The following is an 18,522-nucleotide window of genomic DNA, read 5'->3' as shown; positions in this document are numbered from 1 at the left end:
GTTCGTGCTATTCAATGGGCGAACAACGTGCAACAGTCGCGGCACGGCCGACTAATCACGGAGCGCCCCGTGTCCGACTCAACCACGCACGCACTTTTCACCTACCGACGCCTGACAGCCGACGACCTTCCCGCTGCCCAACGGCTGTCCGCCGCGATCGGCTGGTCGCACCGCCGTGAAGACTGGGGGTTCTCCGCGCACACCGGAATCGGTTTCGTCGCCGAGACGGCAGGCGCGCTGATCGGCACCGTGGTGTGCTGGAAGTTCGGCGCGGATCAGGCGACGCTCGGCATGCTGATCGTCGCGCCGGAGCATCGCGGCGTGGGTATCGGCCGCACGCTGCTCGCGCACGCGCTCGACGAGCTTGGCAAGCGCGACATCACGCTCTATGCGACCGAGGCTGCGCGGCCATTGTGCGACGCGCTCGGCTTCGAGGTCTGCGGCGCACTCGACCAGATGCAGGGCGCGGCGTTCCGTCCGCCGCTCGTCGCGCTGGCCGCCAACGAGCGGCTGCGCCCGCTCGGCGCGAGCGATGCCGGGCAACTGGTCGCGCTGGCATCGCGCGCGAGCGGTCTCGACCGCAGCCACGTGCTGCCACCGCTGCTCGAACTGGCCGACGGTATCGCGCTCGATCGCGACGGCGAACTTCTCGGCTTCTCGCTGTTCCGCCGCTTCGGACGCGGTTTCCTGATCGGCCCCGTGGTCGCCGGTACGAGCCCGGACGGCGTGCACGCCAAGGCGCTGATCCGCCATTGGCTCGCGCTGAACGAAGGCGCGCTGGTGCGCATCGACGTGCCGCACGGGCACGGCCTGCGAACCTGGCTAACCGGCCTCGGTCTCGCACGTTCGGACACGGTCGTCAGGATGCGGCGGATCGCATCCGCTCAGCCCATTTCCGAGCCCGAGCCCGAGCGCGCCGACGACTCGCTGCATCAGTTTGCGGTGATCACGCAGTCGCTGACCTGACGCGGGCAAAACTGCACGCGATAAAAAACAACCGCGATGCAACGCCTTTCGTCGAGTCTCACGCGGCCGCGAACGTACGGCTGAATTCCCGTTTGCGCCGCTATTAAGCACGTGCGGCAGAAAATGCTGTCTGTGGGGTCAAAAACGCTGCGCCTACGCTCTTTGGGCTTTTTTTTGGCGGAACGGCTTGCACGCGGCTGTCGCTACTATCAGGGGGTGACGCTCACCTGATCGCAACCCGCGGGGAAATACCATCATGTCAAAATCATCGCTCATCGACGCCGACCGCAAGCATCTGATTCACCCGGTCATCAACTACCGCGCGCACGAAGCGCGGGGTACCACCGTACTCGAATCCGGACAAGGCGCGTATCTGCGCGACATCGACGGCAACGAGCTGCTCGACGCGTTCGCGGGCCTGTGGTGCGTGAACGTGGGTTACGGTCAGCAGAGCATCGTCGAAGCGGCGACGCGGCAGATGACGAAGCTACCTTACGCGACCACCTACTTCCACTTCTCGTCGGAACCTGCCATCGAGCTGGCCGAACAACTGGTTGCGCTGTCCCCCGCTTCGCTGCGGCACGTCTATTTCACGCTCGGCGGCTCCGATGCGGTCGACTCGGCGGTGCGCTTCATCACCCATTACTTCAACGCGACGGGGCGTCCGGCGAAAAAGCAGATGATCGCGCTCGAGCGCGGCTATCACGGCTCGTCGAGCGTCGGCGCGGGGCTCACCGCGCTGCCCGCGTTCCACCGCAACTTCGACCTGCCGCTGCCGCACCAGCACCACCTGCCGTCGCCCTATGCGTACCGTCAGCCGCAAGGCGAAGACGCGCAGACGCTGATCGCCGCGTCCGTCGCCGCGCTCGAAGCGAAAGTGGCGTCACTCGGCGCGCAGAACGTCGCCGCGTTCTTCTGCGAGCCGATCCAGGGGTCGGGCGGCGTGATCGTGCCGCCGGTCGGCTGGCTCAAGGCGATGCGCGACGCGTGCCGCCGTCTCGACATTCTGTTCGTCGCCGACGAAGTCATCACGGGCTTCGGTCGTACCGGTCCGCTATTCGCATGCGAGGCGGAACAGGTCGAGCCGGATCTGATGACGGTTGCGAAGGGGCTGACCTCGGGTTATGCGCCGATGGGCGCGGTGCTGATGTCCGACGAAATCTACCAGGGCATTGCAGGCGACGCGCGCGATACCTCGGTCGTCGGTCACGGCCAGACCTACTCCGCGCATCCGGTGAGCGCCGCGATCGGACTCGAAGTGCTGCGCCTTTATCACGAGGGCGGTCTGCTCGCGAACGGTATCGCGCAGGCGCCGCGTTTTGCCGCCGGGCTCGACGCGCTGCTCGATCATCCGTTGGTCGGCGACTCGCGTCATCGTGGCCTGCTCGGCGCGCTCGAACTCGTCGCCGACAAGGATTCGCGCGCACGCTTCGATCCGTCGCTGAAGCTGCCGGACAGGATCGCGGCAGCGGCCTACCGCAACCGCCTCGTGTTCCGCGCATTCGGCGACAGCATCCTCGGTTTCGCACCCGCGCTTTGCTTCGGCGAAGCGGAGTTCGAACAACTTTTCAGCCGTTTGCGGCGCACGCTCGACGAGGTGCTCGACCATGCGGAGGTGCGCGCCGCGTTGCGCGGCGCGAGCCGCGCAGCCGCCTGAGCGCGTGATAACATCGGCCTGCGCGGCGCCTGGCTCAGGCGAAGCGCGATAAAGCGAAAAGCAGAACCTTCGACGGGCAGACCGATACATGACGACAAGCGGCGACACGAAGCTGGACCGGATCGACCTGCGTATTCTTTCGCAACTGCAGAAAAAAGGCCGTATCACGAACGTCGAGCTTGCGGACGCTGTGGGGCTCTCGCCGAGCCCCTGTCTGATTCGCGTGAAAAGGCTTGAAAAGGCCGGCTATATCGTCGGCTACGGCGCACACATCCAGCTCCAGAAACTCGGCGACGTGCAGATCGTGTTCACCGAGGTCACCCTTGCCGACCATCGCCGCGAGGACTTCGCCAAGTTCGAGGCGGCGATCCGGCCTGTGGACGAAATCATCGAATGCCATCTGGCGAGCGGCGGATACGATTACCTGCTGAAGTTCGTCACGCGCAGCGTCAATCACTATCAGAGCGTGATCGAAGGACTGCTGGAGCGCGACATCGGCATCGAAAAGTATTTCAGCTACGTCATCATCAAGACGCCGTTCGTGAAATCCGAATACCCGCTGGAAGCGCTGTTCTCGCAACAGCATCAATGAAGCGGTCGCCGCAGCCAGCCGGTGACTGTCAGCTGTTGGCGCTCAGCCACTCACCCGGCGTTGTGCCAAGTACGCGTTTGAAGTGCCGGCATAGATGGCTTTGATCGAAGAAGCCCACCTCGGCCGCGACGATCGACGGACGCAAGCCGCGCCGCAGCAGGCGCTGCGCGTGCCGTACGCGCACTAGCCTCACATATTGCTGCGGCGACACGCCCATCTCCGCGCTGAAGCGCACCGCAAACCTCGAAATGCTCAACTCCGCGACTGCCGCCAGTTCGGACAGGCTGATCGGCTCGGCGAAACACGCATCGATGAAGTTGACCGCACGCTGGACGGCGCGGCTCACGCGATCCGGCGCGCGTGTCGTATGACGGTTCGCGCCCGCGAACTCGGGCGTGGATGATGATGATGAGGCTGGGCTCGGGCTCAGCATCGACGCTGCGCTCACGCAACGCGCGACGGGGGCGCAGCCGACGGTGCCGCATCGCGACTGGCCGCGAAGCGGCGGATGTCGAACGGCTCGAGCGGCGTGGTGGTGGCGCCGGTGTCGATCAGTTCGGCCATCGTGTCGCCAACGCCCGGACCCAGCTGGAACCCATGGCCGCAAAAACCGAACGCATAGAACAGGCCGCTGGTCGTACCGCTCGCGCCCATGATCGGCTTGTCGTCGGGCATATAGCCTTCGACGCCGCTCCATACCCGGATGATGTTCAGCTTGCGCAGCATCGGCGCGACGCGCTGCAGTTGCCTGAACTGCAGCAACGTGCTTTGCGGGAGGACCTTCGCGCGACGTTCGTCGAGATACGCTGGCGCACGCGCGCAGCCGCCGATCACGATGTTGCCGCGCGCGACCTGGCGGAAGTACACCACCTCCTCGATCCGCGGCGACGACACGCCGACCACCGGCTGGATAGCATATGGCACGGGTTCGGTAACGGCCATTTGCGGACCGTTGACGGCGATCGGCACCGCTTCGCCAAACTGCTCCGATAGCAGATTGCCCCACGCACCCGCGGTGATCAGCAGCACGGGGGCATGGAACGTACGGCCGTCGGCGCTGGTCGCGCGAAACTCGGCGCCCTCTTTTTCCACTGTCACGACATCGCAGTTTTCGACGATCTGCGCGCCGAGCCGTGCCGCCGCGCGGGCAAACGCGGGCGCCGCGAGCCGCGGATTCGCGTGCCCGTCCATTTGCGAATACGAGCCCGCCAGCACCTCGGGACCGAGAAACGGAAACCGCGCGCGCAGCGCGTCGCCGCGCAGCAGATCGAGCTTGAGACCGTAGTGCGCGGCCTCCTTCGCGTAGGTTTCGAACTGGTCGGCCTGCTCTTCGCGATAGCAGACGCGGACATGGCCTGACATCAGAAACTCGGCGTCGTGCTGGATCAGTTCGGGCAGACGCCCCCAGATTTCGCGCGAACGGTTCGCAAGCGGCAACTGCGGCAGAAAACGCCCCTGCCGGCGCACGTTGCCGAAGTTGGTACCGCTCGCCTGCTGGCCAACCAGCTGGCGCTCGAGCAGGATCACCGAGCGGCCCCGTTGCCTTAGAAAAAATGCGGCGGAGGCACCCATGAAGCCGCCGCCCACGATCAGAACATCGGCTTGTGCGCGGTTCATTCGGTCTCCTCCACGGTTGCGATGGCGAGCGGCTTCACGGGTGCCTGCCCGCGCAGCCGGCCAACCTGCTCGAGCGGCACGTGCGCCGCCGCCGCGATCACCTCCGCGCCCGCATGGCCGCAGTAACGTCCCTGGCAGCGTCCCATGCCGACGCGGCTAAACGCTTTTGCGCGGTTCGCTTCCTGCGCGCCTTCGTCGCGCACCACGCGGCGCAGTTCGCCCGCGGTGATGCCTTCGCACCGGCACACGATCGTATCGTCGGACAGTCGGGCCGCCTGCTCGGCAGGCCAGCCAAACGCCTCGGCGAGACCGAGCCGGAAGCGATCCATTTTGCGCTGTTCGCGCATCAACGTGTCGAGCGTCGTGGCCGGAACCGCGCGCCCGAGATCGCTCAACGCAGCATACGCGGCGAGCCGTCCGGCGAACTCCGCGCCGTCCGCACCGAGCACGCGCGCGCCATCACCCGCGATATAGACGCCTTTTTCGGTACTGCGGCCGAGTTCATCGATTTGCGGCACCCATTGCCGCGACAGCGCATCGAAACGGAAAGCGCAGCGCGCGAGATCGGCAAGCTGAGTCTCCGGACGCAGGTGATAGCCGAGACCCACCGCGTCGCAATCGACCTGCGCGACGTTGCCGCGCGCATCGCGAAAGCGTACGCCAAGCACGCCGTCGTCCGCATTGCCGAGAATCTCGAGCGGCTCGATGCCGTTTTCGACCCGCACGCCCGAGCGCTTCAGCGCCGCGACGAGCGCGCGGCCCTTGAGCAATACGTCGACGCGCGACAGCAGTTTGGGCAGCGCGCGCAGGCGCGCACCGCTCTTCGACGTGTCGAGTACCGCTGCTACGTTGGCGCCCGCCTGCACATACTGGTTCGCGACCAGATACAGCAATGGGCCGGTCCCCATGAACACGACCTGGCGGCCAATCGCGCAGGCCTGCGACTTCAGCGCGATCTGCGCGGCACCGAGGCTGTAGGTGCCGGCGAACTGCCAGCCTTTGACCGGCATCAGGCGATCCGTCGCGCCGGGGCACAGGATCAGCGCATCGTAGCCCAACGCGCTAGCGTGTCCTTCATGCACGATATGCAGCTTGCCTTGCGCGACGTTCCACGCCAGCGTCTGCGCACGGTAATCGATCTGCGGGCGCAGTCGTTCGAAGGTGCGATGCAGGTCTGCCGCGCGCGCGGCTTCGGTGCCGTACAGCTTCGCGTACGGCCGCGTGAAGCCTTCGGGCTGTCGCCGGTAGATCTGGCCGCCATCGCGTCTGCCTTCATCGACGACGATCGGGCGGATGCCGCCCGCCAGCAGGGTTTCCGCGCAGCGCACGCCTGCAGGCCCTGCGCCGACGATTACGATGCGAGGTTCGCCCATTGCGCCTCCGGTTGCGTCGTGACGACGCGCATGCCTGCTTCGACGACGGTGGTGCAGGCGCGCAGCCGCTCGCCGTCCGCGGTCCATACCCAGCAATCCTGACACGCGCCCATCAGGCAAAAGCCGGCGCGCTTTTCATCACCGAATTCGGACTGCCGCACCTGCCGCACCGAGCACAGCATCGCGGTGAGCAGCGTGTCGCCGGCCAGCGCCTGGACCGTCTCGCCGTTGATCGTCAGCTCGACTTTGGCGCGAGCCGTCTCGCCTACGCGTACGAATCTGCCGTTCATGCCGCGGCTCCCGCGATACCGTCCGGTGACACGTGAGCGTCGCTGCGATTGGTCAGCACGTGACGCAGGAATTCGCGGGTGCGCACCTCGCGCGGCGAACCCAGCACCTGCTGCGCGGTGCCCTCCTCGATGATGAGTCCAGCGTGCAGAAAGCACACCCGGTCTGCCACTTCGCGCGCGAAGCCCATTTCGTGAGTGACGACCAGCATCGTCATGCCTTCGCGTGCAAGGGTGCGCATCACGCCGAGCACTTCGCCGACCAGTTCGGGATCGAGCGCGGAGGTCGGCTCGTCGAACAGCATCGCCTTCGGCTTCATCGCGAGCGAGCGAGCAATCGCCACCCGTTGCTGCTGCCCGCCCGAAAGCTGGTGAGGATAGGCGTGCAGCTTGTGGCCGAGCCCCACCTTGTCGAGCAGTTCCGACGCTTCGCGTTGCGCGTCCGCGCGCGCCTGGCGTTTGACATGCACGGGCCCTTCCATCACGTTCTCGAGCGCGGTACGGTGCGGAAACAGGTTAAAGCGCTGAAACACCATGCCGACCTGGGAGCGCAACTGGTTGATATTGCGCGCGCGCTGTTCGACGCGCTCGCCGAGCAGGCGAATTTCGCCTTCGTCGTATGCTTCCAGCGCGTTAATGCAGCGCAGCAGGGTCGACTTTCCAGAGCCCGACGCGCCGATCAGGCAGACCACTTCGCCGTGGCGGACGTTTAGCGAAATGCCCTTGAGAACGGGTACGGCGCCAAAACTCTTGTGCACATTCGTGATTTCGATCATCGCATCCTCACTTCGCACTTATCTGGCCTTGTGCCGACCGAAACGTCGCTCAAGCGTACGGGTCATGCTCATCAACGGCATGCTCATCGCCAGATAGCCGAGCGCGACGAGTGTGTATACCGTCAGATTCTGAAACGTCGACGACGCGATCAGTTGGCCTTCGCGCGTCATTTCGGCGACCGTGATGGTGGACGCAAGCGATGAGTCCTTCAGCATCATCACGAGCGTGTTGCTGTACGGTGGCAGCGCGACCTTGATCGCCTGCGGCAGGATCACCCGTATCATCGTCTTCACGCGCCCCATGCCGATCGACTGCGCGGCTTCGTACTGGCCCGGATCGACCGCCTCGATGCCCGCCCGGAAGATCTCCGCGATGTAAGTCGAATAACCGAAACCAAGCCCGATGATGCTAGCTTGCAGCGCCGACACCTGGATGTGGATTTCCGGCAGCACGAAGTAGATGTAGAACAGCAGCACGATCATCGGCAGACCGCGCACGACGTTGATCATCGTGCTCACCCCGCGTACGACGAGCGGATAGCGCGACATCTTCAGCAACGCCCAGGTCAGGCCGAGCGCGGTGCTCAACAGCAGACAACCCAGCGTGATGACGATGCTCATCACCGCGCCTTCCAGCAAAATCGGTACAAAGTCGGCTATATCTTGCCAGTGCATGTCGTGCCTTCCGTTGCTCTTTGCATTCGTTCAGTCCGCTGCCCCGCCGGGCGGCGGACATCGCAGGGCGGGTCCCGCCTCGCAGCGGGCACGCCTCTTGTCACGACAGGCGGGTCAGCTCGTGAGGTGCCACTTCTTCAGGATCGCGTCGAGCGTGCCGTCGGCCTTCATCTTCGTCAGCGCGTCGTTGATCTTCACCATCAGCGCGCTGTTGCCCTTCTTGACCGCGATCGCGATGTCGAATTTTTCCATCGGCACGTAGGCGTCGTCGACCCGCGTTCCGGCCATCGCGCCCGCTGCCTCCTGGGCCTTCAGGATCGGATAGTCGTTGAAGCCCGCGACGATGCGGCCAAGCGCGACATCGCGCGTCATGTCGGCGGGACTGTCATACATCTTCACTTCGGTGAAGATGCCGAGTTTCTTCAACTGATCGCCGTAGTCGGTACCGGTCGGCGCGCCGACCGTCATGCCCTTCATGTCCTGCACCGAGTGATAGACGGCCTTGTTCGTGTCCTTCACGATGATGCCTTCGCCAAACGCCGTCACCGGCTGCGAGAAATCGACCACTTCGGCGCGCTTCGGCGTCGGCGTCATGCCGGCGACGATGATGTCGATCTTGCCGGATACCACCGACTGGATCAACGCCGAGAACGGCACCGCGCCGTACGACACGTTAAAGCCCTCGCGCTTGCCGATCTCCTTGACGACATCCGGCATCAGACCTTCGATCTTCTGCGTCTTCACGTCCATGAACGTGGTCGGTGCGCTCGACGGCGGCGAGCCCGCGGTGAGCGTCGCCGTCTCGGCGGCGTGGGCGGCGCCCAACATCATCGTCATCGCGAGGCCCGCGCCTGCGGCAAAGCGTTGAACCGTGTTGAAACGGACGGCGGAAGCAGGCTGGAACATGAAACGCAACATGGGGATTTCCTCTGGGAATAGTGATTTTTCAATCTGCGCGCTGCCCTGCCATCTGGCAGTAGCGGTCAGTCGATCCATTCAATGCAGTACATCCTGCAACCTGTAATACGCGCCAACGAGCGGCAGAAACCACGCGCGTCCAAAATGTCCTGGAATCGCGGGCCATTCGAGCGTTCGCCACGGATTGCGCGAGGCGGCGCCGAACATCACGTCGGCCATCAGTCGGCCCATGTGCACGGACATCTGCACACCGTGGCCGCTGTAGCCCATCGAATAAAACAGTCCTTCATGCTGGCCTGCGCGCGGCAGGCGGTCGGCCGTCATGTCGACGAGGCCGCCCCAGCAGTAGTCGATGCGCACGTCGGCCAGCTCCGGGAAATAACGTGCGAGCGCGTCACGCAGAATCCGCCCGCTTTTCTCGTCCGAACGCGGATTCGACATCGCAAAGCGCGCGCGGCCGCCGAACAGCAGACGCTCGTCAGGCGTCGCACGAAAATAGTTGCCGATGTTCAGCGTCGTCACATACGAGCGGCGCGTCGGCAACAGCGTGTCGAGGTGTGCCTTGCCGAGCGGCTCGGTCGCGACGATGAAGCTGCCGACCGGCGCGATGCGGCGGCGGAACCATTGCAGCGGACCGACCTGCGACGTGCCCGTGGCGATCAACACTCGCTCGGCGCGTACCGTGCCGAGCGGACACTGCACGTCGAACGCGTGGCCGCCGAGCGGCTTCAGGTCCCTCACAGGCGCGTTCTCGTAGATCCGCGCGCCGCGGCGTGCCGCCGCCTCGCCAAGACCCACGCCGAATTTGCCCATGTGCATCTGCATGCCGTTGCGCTGCACCAGTCCGCCGAAAAAACCGTCCGATGCGATCTCCTTGTGAATCTGCTCGGGCGGCACGAGTTCGACATCGGGATCGACTTCGCGCCGCAACACCTCGTACGACTTCGCGAGCGACGCGAAATGGTGCGGCTTCGCCGCGAGCTTGATCTTTCCGGAATGGCGCAAATCGCAATCGATCTGCTCGTCGGCGATGATCGATTTCACCGTCTCGACGGCGCCCGCATACGCGCGGTAGAACTCCGCCGCGCGCTCGCTGCCGATGCGTGCGGACAGAGCGGCATAGTCTTGCGCGACGCCCGTATTGCAATGGCCGCCGTTACGGCCCGATGCCTGCGCCGCGAGCCGGCCCGCCTCGAACACGATCACCGACCTGCCGCGTTTGGCGAGCTCCAACGCAGCCGACAATCCGGTGAAGCCGCCGCCGACCACCGCAACGTCCACCCGCTGCGGCAGCGGACTCTCCGCGCCGTGGGCAAAGCGCGGCGCGGTGTCGAGCCAGTAGGAGTCGAGCTTCATCGTGATCCATTCCTGTCGGTTGGTTGCGCCGCTCTCGCCGGCGCGCGCGAAGCAATGTCGGGAGAAGGCCGGTGCTGTGGATCAGAGGCCGAGCAGCGACGCCAGTTGCGGAATGCCCGACACTTCGTTGACGCCGTAGTACGGGTTCAGCGGCTCGTGGCCACGGTTGACGAACGCCTTGTGCTTGATGCCCATGTCGTACGCGGTCATCAGGTCATAGCGGAAGCTCGACGACACGTGCAGCACGTCTTCCGGATTGCAATCCAGTTGCGAGAACATGTACTCGAAGGCTTTTTGCAGCGGCTTGTATGCCTGCGCCTGCTGCGCGGTGTAGACCTTGTGAAACGGCGCGCCGAGCTTGTCGACGTTGCTGTGGATCTGGTCGTCCGATGCGTTCGACAGGATCACGAGCTTGTACTTCGAGGCCAGTCGCGACAGCCCTTCCGGCACGTCCGCGTGCGGGCCCCAGCTCGGCACGGCTTCGTAGATTTTTTGCGCGGTCGCTGCTTCGAACGGCACGCCAGTGCGTTCGCAGGTGCGGCGCACCGAGTTCTCGACCACGTCGCGGTAGGGTTTCCATGCGCCCAGTACTTCGTCGAGGCGATAGCCACGGAAGAACTCGACGAACTCATCCATCTTCGCTTTGTCCAGCTTGTCGCCGTAAAGCTGGCGCGCGGTCAGGCCCATCTGGAAGTTGGTCAGCGTGCCATAGCAGTCGAAAGTGATGTACTTCGGCTCGAAATCGATCATGGTCAACATCCTGTCGTCGTGGCGAACCTGTTCGCAGGCTCGGGTTCAGTTTCGGATTGAATCAGTGCGGTTGATGCTGGCGTAAAGCCGGTGTAAGGCGGTACTTCACAGCGCTTCGAAATCGATCAGCACGCTCTTGTGCCGCATGCTCGCCACCATCGCCTCGCGGCCGAGATCCTTGCCGATGCCGGATTGGCCGAAGCCGCCCGTCGGAATGATCATGTCGCCGCTGCGGCCGTAGCGGTTGATCCAGATCGTGCCCGCCGCGATGCGGCGCATCGCCCGCAGCGCCTGGCCGATGTCGCTGCTATGAACTCCGGCCGCGAGACCGTAGATCGGATGCGCGGCGAGCGCGATGCCCTCTTCCTCGTCTTTGAATGTCTGTACCGTCAGGACCGGGCCGAACAGCTCCTCGCGCACGGCGGGCGTCTCGGCGGTCACATTGGCGAGCAGTGTGGGGCGGTGGAAATAGCCTTCACCGGTGCCTTCGAAAAAGCCGCCGCCGAAGATCACTTCCGCACCGCTGTCGCGGCTTTGCTCGATCAGCGCTTCGATGCGCCGCGCCTGGCCGGCACTGATGATCGGCGAATAGGCGGTGCGACTGTCCCACAGCGGACCGGGCTTGATCGGCTGCAGTTGCCGCTGGATGGCGTCGATCAGCGGCTCGGCCATGCGCTCGTGCACGATCAGCCGCGTACCGGCCACGCAGGCCTGGCCGCCGTTGGCCGTAAAGCCGCGTGCAATGCAGCGCGCCGTATGGTCGAGGTCCCGCACGTGCTCGAACACCAGTTGCGGGCTCTTGCCGCCGAGTTCTAGCGTGACGGGCTTGGTGCCGTGCATCGCGGCGTCGCTCATGATCGCGGCGCCCGTGCGGGTCGAACCCGTGAAGCTCATTTTGGAAATGCCAGGGTGACGCGTCAGCGCGGCGCCCGCCGTCGCGCCACGGCCGTTCACCACGTTGAAGATACCGGGCGGCATGCCTGCCTCGATGGCGAGTTCCGCGATGCGCAGCGTCGAGAAAGGCGTCATTTCCGACGGTTTCATCACGACCGCGTTGCCCGCCGCGAGCGCGGGGCCGCACTTCCATGAACACATCGACAGCGGGAAATTCCACGGTGTGATCGCCCCGATCACGCCGTACGGTTCCGATGCGATAAAACCGAGACTATCGCGGCGCGTGGCCGCGATATCACCGCCGAGCTTGTCGGCCAGCTCCGCGAAAAAGCGGATCGCCTCGGCGGTGAACGGCACATCGGACGTGTAGCTTTCCGTCACCGGACGCGTCGAGCTGACCGTTTCGAGTTGCGCGAGGCTCACCGCATCGCGATCGATCAGCTCGGCCCAGCGGCTCAGCACCTTCGCACGTTCGCGCGGAGAACGCGTGCCCCAGCCGCTCGCCCTCCATGCAGCCAACGCATTGCTCACCGCGTGATCGACGGTAGCGTCCGACGCGTCCGGCACATGGCCAAGCAGCGCGCCATCCGACGGCCGATGAACGGCGAGCTGCGCTTCGCCGGCCGAATAGTACGCACCGCCAACGAAATGCCCCTGCGGCAACGGCACGGCTGAAGGATCGAAATCGAGTGACGGAGTGGACATGCCCGGCCTGATCAGTAAGTTCAAGTATGTGGTGCCGCGTGCGCTAACGCACCGATGACTCCGGGCACCACTCGGCACTGCTGTTCGCCCATCACGACCACCGAATGAACGAACATCGGATGAAGTTCATTTTAATGAACATCGAATGAAATACTAGTGGTCAAAAATAAACTCTGCGAAAAATTCGTTGTGCGCTGCGATACATTGCCGGCCGCGCAGCAGGCGCTGCCGCAGTGGCGCGCGCAAGCAACAAGCCCGCGCGGCTGTGGCGCACGAGCGAGGCCACGCGACACGTTCACCCGCTCGTGCAGCGCAAAAATGAAAGAGGCAAAAAAGAGAAAGAAAGGCGTAGACGTCAGCCGCCGTCCGCGTGACCAGGACACGACGCATCAGAACGACGCGACGCAAAGAGAGGGAGGACAGAGCCGCCTGCCACACACGACAACACGACACGCGGCTCGCGTTACAGACAGATCAGAGGTGAATGACGGGCGGCTGCGTATTCATGATCCATAGCAAGCGCGCGGTCTTCCTGCTTTCGTTGCGCACGCTGTGCGGCACCGTGCTCTTGAACTGGAAACTGTCGCCCTCGCGCAGCTCGGAGCGCCGGTCGCCGACATTCAGCACGACCGTGCCTTCCAGCACCAATCCCGCCTTCTCGCCGATGCCGACCAGGACTTCTTCCGAACCGGCGCCGGCCGGCAGCATAATGATCATCATCTGCAAATCGTGATCGCCGTGCGGCGACAACAATTCTTTCTGCATGCCGTTCTTGCCGACTTCGAACAGCGGTCTCTCGGCCGCCTTGCGCACGAAATCGCCGGTGATCGGGTCCGAGACCGCGTCGTCTTCTTCGAGGAGCGCGGTGAGCGGAACCTCCAACGCCTGGCGCAGGCGCTCGAGAATGCGCACCGACGGATTGGCCTTGTTGCGCTCGACCTGGCTGACCGTGCCTACCGATACGCCCGCGCGCATCGCCAGCTCGTTGATCGACAGACCCTGCGCGACGCGCAGCGCGCGCAGACGAGTGCCGACGTCGCCGTGACCCGGGTCGGCCGCGCGCTTCTTGATGATCTGTGTTCGCTGCATGGGTTTCCTGTCGATGACGTTGCGGTTGTCGTGCCGGGCACGGCCCGTGGCATGCGAAGAGGCACGCCCGTCGCTACAATGAACGGCCGTGCAATTTTCATCATTATATTGAATATAGCACCGTCGGAGTGAACGACAAAAATACCTGCGCCGTTGCGCTGCGCGTGGCTGGCCGAAGCGAATCGGGTGCGACCATGCGTGCGCGCCAATAACAAAAAGATCGTCCTATGAAGCGGGCACAGGGAATGCGAAAGTCTAGACTGTCCAGACTGATTACGCCGCCAGCAGGAGTTTGCAGTGTCCGAACCAACCATGAAGAAACCACCCCGCTACCGCCGTCTCACGTCCGCTGACATCGCCGCCGCGCACGGCCTCTCCGTTGCGGTGCGCTGGCCGCACCGCGCCGAGGACTGGCGCTTCATGTGCGACGCCGGCACCGGCTTCGTCGCCGAAGACATTGGTGCTGTGATCGGCACCGCGCTGTGCTGGAAGTTCGGCGCGGACCGGGGCACGCTGGGCCTCGTGATCGTGTCGCCGGACGAACAGGGACGCGGCATCGGCCGCAAGCTGATGGAACTGGTGCTCGAAGAACTCGGCAACCGCGTGACCTTCCTGCATGCAACGGTCGCCGGCAAGCCGCTTTACGAAAAGCTGGGCTTCGTCGCCTGCGGCGGACTCACCCAGCATCAGGGTCCGCTCGGCAACGTGGCCGCCGTCGCGCCGCCGCCCGGCGAGCATCTGCGTGCAGCGACGTCCGCGGACACGCCCCGGCTGATCGAACTCGCATCGCGTGCGAGCGGCCTCGACCGCAGCGCGACGATCCCGTCGCTGCTCGAATTCGCGCAAGGCGTGGTGCTCGAACGCGCCGGCGAAGTGCTCGGTTTCTCGCTGTTCCGACCGTTCGGACGCGGCTACTCGATCGGACCGGTGGTCGCGCAACGCTCATCCGACGATCTGCGCGCCCGCGCGCTGATCTCGTACTGGCTCGCACAGCATGCCGGCGATTTCGTGCGGATCGACGTGCCGGGCGATGCTGGCATCCACGACTGGCTGACGAGCGTCGGCATGACGCGCGTCGATTCCGTCGAAAAGATGGTGCGCAACGCTTGCGCCGACGCCCGCGAGGCGGCCCCCGACGCGACCTGGCGCGCGTACGGCATCATCAACCAGGCAATGGCATAAACGGCGATGGCCGTCCTCTACAAAGCCGATCCGGTGCGCGGCGCGCTATGGGCCGAGCGGTTTGCGCGGCATGCGCCCGAGATCCCGTTCCGCGTGTGGCCGGACATCGGCGATACCGAGGCCGTGCGCTATCTGGTCGCGTGGCAACCCGGCGACCTCGCGGTCACGCTGCCGAATCTCGAAGTCGTGTTCTCGGTCGGCGCAGGCGTCGATCAACTGGATCTGTCGCAGATTCCGGCGCATCTGCCGGTGGTGCGCATGCTCGAACCGGGAATCGTCGAGGGCATGGTCGAGTACGTCACCGAGGCGGTGCTGGCGATTCACCGCGATCTGTTCGATTACGCGTTGCAACAGCAGGCGCGCGTATGGCAGCCGCTGCGGCTACGCGCTGCGGCGTCGCGTCGGATCGGAGTGCTTGGCCTCGGCATGCTCGGCACGGCGGTACTGCGGCGTTTGCGGCTATTCGGCTTTGCGTGCGCGGGCTGGAGCCGCTCGCCGCACGAGATCGACGGTATCGCCTGCTATGCGGGCGACGCCGGGCTCGATGCGTTGCTGGCCCGCACCGACGTGCTGATCTGCCTGCTGCCGCTGACAGACGCGACGCGCGGGCTGCTGTGCCGCCGGCTATTCGACACGCTGCCCCGGGGCGCGTCGCTGGTGCACGTTGGGCGCGGAGCGCAACTCGTCGGCGGCGATCTGCTCGACGCGCTGCAAGGCGGGCAGCTTCACAGCGCGGTGCTCGACGTCACCGACCCCGAGCCGCTGCCCGCGGACCATCCGCTATGGGCGCAACCGCGCGTGCGCATCACGCCGCATATCGCGAGCGCGACGCGGCCCGAATCGGCTGTCGATGCGGTGCTGGAAAACCTTCGTCTTCATCGCGCGGGCGAGCGCATGAACGGCCTGATCGACCGGACCCGCGGGTACTGATACCCATGCGCGGCCCGACACCCGAACGCAACCCCAATTGGCGAAACCCGCGGTGTCGGCAGACAGCGCGCGATTACCGCAAGGAGAGAAACGTATGACCCGCAAATACCGGATTGCCGTCATTCCCGGCGACGGCATCGGCACCGAAGTGATGCCCGAATGCCTGCGCGTGCTGGATGCCGTCTGCAAGCGCTTCGACCTCGGCATCGACTACCGGCAGATCGAATGGGCGTCGTGCGACTACTATGCGCAACACGGTCGGATGATGCCCGACAACTGGAAGGAGCAGTTGCAGGACTGCGATGCAATTCTGTTCGGCGCGGTCGGCTGGCCCGACAAGGTGCCCGACCATATTTCGCTGTGGGGGTCGCTGCTCAGGTTCCGCCGCGAATTCGACCAGTACGTGAACCTGCGCCCCGCCCGCCTGTTCGAAGGCGTGCCCTGCCCGCTCGCGAACCGCAAACCGGGCGATATCGACTTCATGATCGTGCGCGAAAACACCGAAGGCGAGTATTCGTCGGTGGGCGGCACGATGTTCGAGGGTACCGACCGCGAAGTCGTGATGCAGCAGTCGATCTTCACCCGTCACGGCACCGAGCGCGTGATGAAGTTCGCGTTCGATCTCGCGCAGCGCCGCGCGAAGAAGATCACGGTGGCGACGAAGAGCAACGGTATCGCGATCAGCATGCCGTGGTGGGATGCGCGCGCCGATGAAATGGCCGCCCGCTACCCGGACGTGAAGATGGACCGTCAGCACATCGACATTCTGTGCGCGCGCTTCGTGCTGAACCCCGATCGCTTCGACGTGGTGGTCGCGTCGAACCTGTTCGGCGACATCCTCTCCGACCTCGGTCCCGCGTGCACGGGGACGATCGGCATCGCGCCGTCAGGCAACCTGAATCCCGACCGGCGCTTTCCGTCGCTGTTCGAGCCGGTCCACGGTTCGGCGCCCGACATCGCCGGCAAGGGCATCGCCAATCCGGTCGCGATGATCTGGTCGGCCGCGATGATGCTCGACTTCCTCGGCAACGGCGCGGGTGTCGAGCGCGAGGCGCACGACACGATCGTCGCCGCGATCACGCAGGTGCTGAAGGACGGCCCGCGCACCGGCGACCTGGGCGGCAGCGCATCGACCGCGGAAGTCGGCGCGGCAATCGCGGCGCGGGTCGCCAGCGCGGGTCGTCAATAGACACTGCTCACGCAGCGCGGATAGCATGACTGCCCGGCGCGTGCCGGGCGCTCTGCCCCGCACCCCAACCGCACTGGAGACATCACATGAGCACGAATCTCGAACAGCAGGCCCGTGCGCTGATCCGCACGGACAACTTCATCGACGGCAAGTGGATCGCAGCTGCGAACGGCCGCCGGTTCGCGGTCACTGATCCGGCAACCGGCAAGCTGATCGCGGAGGTGGCCGACAGCGGCCCCAGCGACGCGCGAGCCGCCACCGACGCCGCCGCCAAAGCGCTGCCCGCATGGCGTGCGAGCCTCGCGAGCGAACGCGCGGCCGTGCTGCACCGCTGGCACGCGCTGATCATCGCGAATCGCGACGCGCTCGGCGCGTTGATTTCGCTCGAACAAGGCAAGCCGCTCGCCGAAGGGCGCGCCGAGGTCAGCTATGGCGCGTCGTACGTCGCGTGGTTCGCCGACGAAGCTACCCGCATCTACGGCGATCTGATTCCGCAGCAGCAGCGCGGCAAACGGATGAGCGCGATCAAGGAACCGATCGGGGTCGTCGCCGCGATCACGCCGTGGAATTTTCCGCTCGCGATGATCGCGCGCAAGATCGCGCCGGCGCTCGCGGCAGGCTGCACGGTAGTCGCGAAACCCGCGGAAGATACGCCGCTCACCGCAATCGCGCTCGCGATGCTGGCGCACGAGGCGGGCGTGCCGCATGGCGTGCTGAACCTGATCTCGGCCTCGCGCGCCGCGGCGGCGAAGACGGTCGGTGAATGGCTCGCCGACAGCCGCGTGCGCAAGATCACGTTCACCGGCTCGACGCCCGTCGGCAAACACCTCGCGCGCGAATCGGCGAGCACGCTGAAGAAGCTGTCGCTGGAACTCGGCGGCAATGCGCCTTTCATCGTGTTCGACGACGCCGACCTCGATGCCGCAGTCAATGGCCTGCTCGTTGCGAAATTTCGCAATGGCGGACAGACCTGCGTGTGCCCGAACCGCGTCTACGTGCAACGCGGCGTCTACGAGCAGTTCTCCGCGCTGCTGTGCGCGAAAGTGGCCGAGCTGCGGGTCGGGCCCGCGAGCGATCCGGCTTCGCAGATCGGCCCGATGATCAACGAACGGGCGGTGGAAAAGATCGCGCGTCATGTCGACGACGCGCTCGAGAACGGCGCGGTCGTGCTGACCGGCGGACGTCGGCTCACCGAGTTGGGGCCGCGCTACTACGCGCCCACGGTGCTAGGCAACGCCACCGCGTCGATGGCATTGTGCGGCGAGGAAACCTTCGGCCCGGTCGTGCCGCTGTTCCCGTTCGACAGCGAGCAGGAAGCGGTGCTGGCCGCGAACGACACGCCATTCGGGTTGGCGTCGTATTTCTATAGCGAGAACATGCGCCGTATCGAGCGCGTATCGCGCGCGCTGGAAGCGGGCATCGTCGGCATCAACGAAGGTGCGCTCGCTTCGGAGGCGGCGCCGTTCGGCGGCGTGAAGGAATCCGGCTACGGTCGCGAAGGATCGAAGTACGGACTGGATGACTATCTGTCGATCAAGTATCTGTGTCAGGGAGGACTGGAGTGAA

General features: G+C 65.1%; 18 protein-coding genes. 7 read left to right on the top strand and 11 right to left on the bottom strand.

All coding sequences use genetic code 11. The features are described from left to right. The first annotated feature begins 69 nt into the window (after positions 1-69). From OKW43_RS35510 to OKW43_RS35500, 3 genes are all read left to right on the top strand, one after another. Positions 70-966, top strand: a complete 897-nt coding sequence (locus OKW43_RS35510) for a GNAT family N-acetyltransferase (RefSeq protein WP_187633651.1) — start codon at positions 70-72, stop codon at positions 964-966. Positions 967-1,222: 256 nt separating this feature from the next. Further along, positions 1,223-2,623 carry an aspartate aminotransferase family protein gene (locus OKW43_RS35505; RefSeq protein ID WP_429453090.1) on the top strand — a complete coding sequence of 467 codons (1,401 nt, stop codon included), beginning with the start codon at positions 1,223-1,225 and terminating at the stop codon, positions 2,621-2,623. Positions 2,624-2,711: 88 nt separating this feature from the next. Next, on the top strand, positions 2,712-3,215 hold the full coding sequence (locus OKW43_RS35500; RefSeq protein WP_027194400.1) for an Lrp/AsnC family transcriptional regulator: 504 nt from the start codon (positions 2,712-2,714) through the stop codon (positions 3,213-3,215). A gap of 28 nt (positions 3,216-3,243) precedes the next feature. On the opposite strand, the gene OKW43_RS35495 is transcribed toward OKW43_RS35500, so the two are convergent. From OKW43_RS35495 to OKW43_RS35445, 11 genes are all read right to left on the bottom strand, one after another. Beyond that, positions 3,244-3,648, bottom strand: a complete 405-nt coding sequence (locus OKW43_RS35495; RefSeq protein ID WP_429453087.1) for a helix-turn-helix domain-containing protein — start codon at positions 3,646-3,648, stop codon at positions 3,244-3,246. Between the two features lie 11 nt (positions 3,649-3,659). Then, complete coding sequence (locus tag OKW43_RS35490) at positions 3,660-4,832, bottom strand: NAD(P)/FAD-dependent oxidoreductase (protein ID WP_429453085.1); 1,173 nt, start codon at positions 4,830-4,832, stop codon at positions 3,660-3,662. Then, the gene (locus tag OKW43_RS35485; protein ID WP_429453083.1) at positions 4,829-6,205 is read right to left on the bottom strand and encodes an FAD-dependent oxidoreductase; all 1,377 of its coding nucleotides are present in this window, start codon (positions 6,203-6,205) and stop codon (positions 4,829-4,831) included. The genes OKW43_RS35490 and OKW43_RS35485 overlap by 4 nt, the downstream gene beginning before the upstream one ends. Then, positions 6,184-6,495: a (2Fe-2S)-binding protein gene (locus tag OKW43_RS35480; RefSeq protein ID WP_187633656.1), complete on the bottom strand. Its 312-nt coding sequence runs from the start codon at positions 6,493-6,495 to the stop codon at positions 6,184-6,186. The genes OKW43_RS35485 and OKW43_RS35480 overlap by 22 nt, the downstream gene beginning before the upstream one ends. After that, the gene (locus OKW43_RS35475) at positions 6,492-7,268 is read right to left on the bottom strand and encodes an amino acid ABC transporter ATP-binding protein (RefSeq protein WP_429453081.1); all 777 of its coding nucleotides are present in this window, start codon (positions 7,266-7,268) and stop codon (positions 6,492-6,494) included. The genes OKW43_RS35480 and OKW43_RS35475 overlap by 4 nt, the downstream gene beginning before the upstream one ends. 18 nt (positions 7,269-7,286) lie before the next feature. After that, a complete protein-coding gene (locus OKW43_RS35470; protein ID WP_429453079.1) occupies positions 7,287-7,943 on the bottom strand; it encodes an amino acid ABC transporter permease in 657 nt (218 codons plus the stop codon). Between the two features lie 114 nt (positions 7,944-8,057). After that, on the bottom strand, positions 8,058-8,861 hold the full coding sequence (locus OKW43_RS35465; protein WP_187633659.1) for an ABC transporter substrate-binding protein: 804 nt from the start codon (positions 8,859-8,861) through the stop codon (positions 8,058-8,060). Positions 8,862-8,939: 78 nt separating this feature from the next. Further along, complete coding sequence (locus OKW43_RS35460; RefSeq protein WP_429453077.1) at positions 8,940-10,217, bottom strand: NAD(P)/FAD-dependent oxidoreductase; 1,278 nt, start codon at positions 10,215-10,217, stop codon at positions 8,940-8,942. 81 nt (positions 10,218-10,298) lie between these two features. Then, positions 10,299-10,967 (bottom strand): haloacid dehalogenase type II, encoded by a 669-nt coding sequence (locus tag OKW43_RS35455; RefSeq protein ID WP_429453075.1) that lies wholly within the window; start codon positions 10,965-10,967, stop codon positions 10,299-10,301. A 105-nt stretch (positions 10,968-11,072) separates the two neighbouring features. Beyond that, positions 11,073-12,566 carry an aldehyde dehydrogenase family protein gene (locus OKW43_RS35450; RefSeq protein ID WP_429453073.1) on the bottom strand — a complete coding sequence of 498 codons (1,494 nt, stop codon included), beginning with the start codon at positions 12,564-12,566 and terminating at the stop codon, positions 11,073-11,075. 474 nt (positions 12,567-13,040) lie between these two features. Continuing rightward, on the bottom strand, positions 13,041-13,655 hold the full coding sequence (locus OKW43_RS35445) for a helix-turn-helix domain-containing protein (RefSeq protein ID WP_187633663.1): 615 nt from the start codon (positions 13,653-13,655) through the stop codon (positions 13,041-13,043). Positions 13,656-13,967: 312 nt separating this feature from the next. On the opposite strand from OKW43_RS35445, the gene OKW43_RS35440 reads away from it, so the two are divergent. The 4 genes from OKW43_RS35440 (at position 13,968) to OKW43_RS35425 (ending at position 18,521) form a co-directional block, all read left to right on the top strand. Further along, positions 13,968-14,837, top strand: a complete 870-nt coding sequence (locus OKW43_RS35440; protein WP_429453070.1) for a GNAT family N-acetyltransferase — start codon at positions 13,968-13,970, stop codon at positions 14,835-14,837. A 6-nt stretch (positions 14,838-14,843) separates the two neighbouring features. After that, positions 14,844-15,767: a 2-hydroxyacid dehydrogenase gene (locus OKW43_RS35435; protein ID WP_429453068.1), complete on the top strand. Its 924-nt coding sequence runs from the start codon at positions 14,844-14,846 to the stop codon at positions 15,765-15,767. A 94-nt stretch (positions 15,768-15,861) separates the two neighbouring features. Continuing rightward, entirely contained in the window at positions 15,862-16,956 is a 1,095-nt protein-coding gene (locus OKW43_RS35430; protein WP_187633666.1) for a tartrate dehydrogenase, read from the top strand. Between the two features lie 86 nt (positions 16,957-17,042). Next, positions 17,043-18,521, top strand: a complete 1,479-nt coding sequence (locus OKW43_RS35425; protein WP_187633667.1) for an NAD-dependent succinate-semialdehyde dehydrogenase — start codon at positions 17,043-17,045, stop codon at positions 18,519-18,521. Position 18,522: the final 1 nt, after the last annotated feature.

This window comes from Paraburkholderia sp. WC7.3g (assembly GCF_050436345.1).
Lineage (GTDB): Bacteria > Pseudomonadota > Gammaproteobacteria > Burkholderiales > Burkholderiaceae > Paraburkholderia > Paraburkholderia podalyriae.
The sequence above is the reverse complement of the archived record's forward strand: the minus strand, read 5'-3'. Positions and strand labels throughout refer to the sequence as shown.

Bases quoted from the DNA above. Each gene is read 5' to 3' on its own strand.
- OKW43_RS35465 (WP_187633659.1), bottom strand. From the start codon at position 8,861: ATGTTGCGTTTCATGTTCCAGCCTGCTTCCGCCGTCCGTTTCAACACG.
- OKW43_RS35460 (WP_429453077.1), bottom strand. From the start codon at position 10,217: ATGAAGCTCGACTCCTACTGGCTCGACACCGCGCCGCGCTTTGCCCAC.
- OKW43_RS35500 (WP_027194400.1), top strand. From the start codon at position 2,712: ATGACGACAAGCGGCGACACGAAGCTGGACCGGATCGACCTGCGTATT.
- OKW43_RS35470 (WP_429453079.1), bottom strand. From the start codon at position 7,943: ATGCACTGGCAAGATATAGCCGACTTTGTACCGATTTTGCTGGAAGGC.
- OKW43_RS35490 (WP_429453085.1), bottom strand. From the start codon at position 4,832: ATGAACCGCGCACAAGCCGATGTTCTGATCGTGGGCGGCGGCTTCATG.
- OKW43_RS35435 (WP_429453068.1), top strand. From the start codon at position 14,844: ATGGCCGTCCTCTACAAAGCCGATCCGGTGCGCGGCGCGCTATGGGCC.
- OKW43_RS35430 (WP_187633666.1), top strand. From the start codon at position 15,862: ATGACCCGCAAATACCGGATTGCCGTCATTCCCGGCGACGGCATCGGC.
- OKW43_RS35425 (WP_187633667.1), top strand. From the start codon at position 17,043: ATGAGCACGAATCTCGAACAGCAGGCCCGTGCGCTGATCCGCACGGAC.
- OKW43_RS35505 (WP_429453090.1), top strand. From the start codon at position 1,223: ATGTCAAAATCATCGCTCATCGACGCCGACCGCAAGCATCTGATTCAC.
- OKW43_RS35440 (WP_429453070.1), top strand. From the start codon at position 13,968: ATGAAGAAACCACCCCGCTACCGCCGTCTCACGTCCGCTGACATCGCC.
- OKW43_RS35455 (WP_429453075.1), bottom strand. From the start codon at position 10,967: ATGATCGATTTCGAGCCGAAGTACATCACTTTCGACTGCTATGGCACG.
- OKW43_RS35445 (WP_187633663.1), bottom strand. From the start codon at position 13,655: ATGCAGCGAACACAGATCATCAAGAAGCGCGCGGCCGACCCGGGTCAC.
- OKW43_RS35475 (WP_429453081.1), bottom strand. From the start codon at position 7,268: ATGATCGAAATCACGAATGTGCACAAGAGTTTTGGCGCCGTACCCGTT.
- OKW43_RS35450 (WP_429453073.1), bottom strand. From the start codon at position 12,566: ATGTCCACTCCGTCACTCGATTTCGATCCTTCAGCCGTGCCGTTGCCG.
- OKW43_RS35485 (WP_429453083.1), bottom strand. From the start codon at position 6,205: ATGGGCGAACCTCGCATCGTAATCGTCGGCGCAGGGCCTGCAGGCGTG.
- OKW43_RS35480 (WP_187633656.1), bottom strand. From the start codon at position 6,495: ATGAACGGCAGATTCGTACGCGTAGGCGAGACGGCTCGCGCCAAAGTC.
- OKW43_RS35495 (WP_429453087.1), bottom strand. From the start codon at position 3,648: ATGCTGAGCCCGAGCCCAGCCTCATCATCATCATCCACGCCCGAGTTC.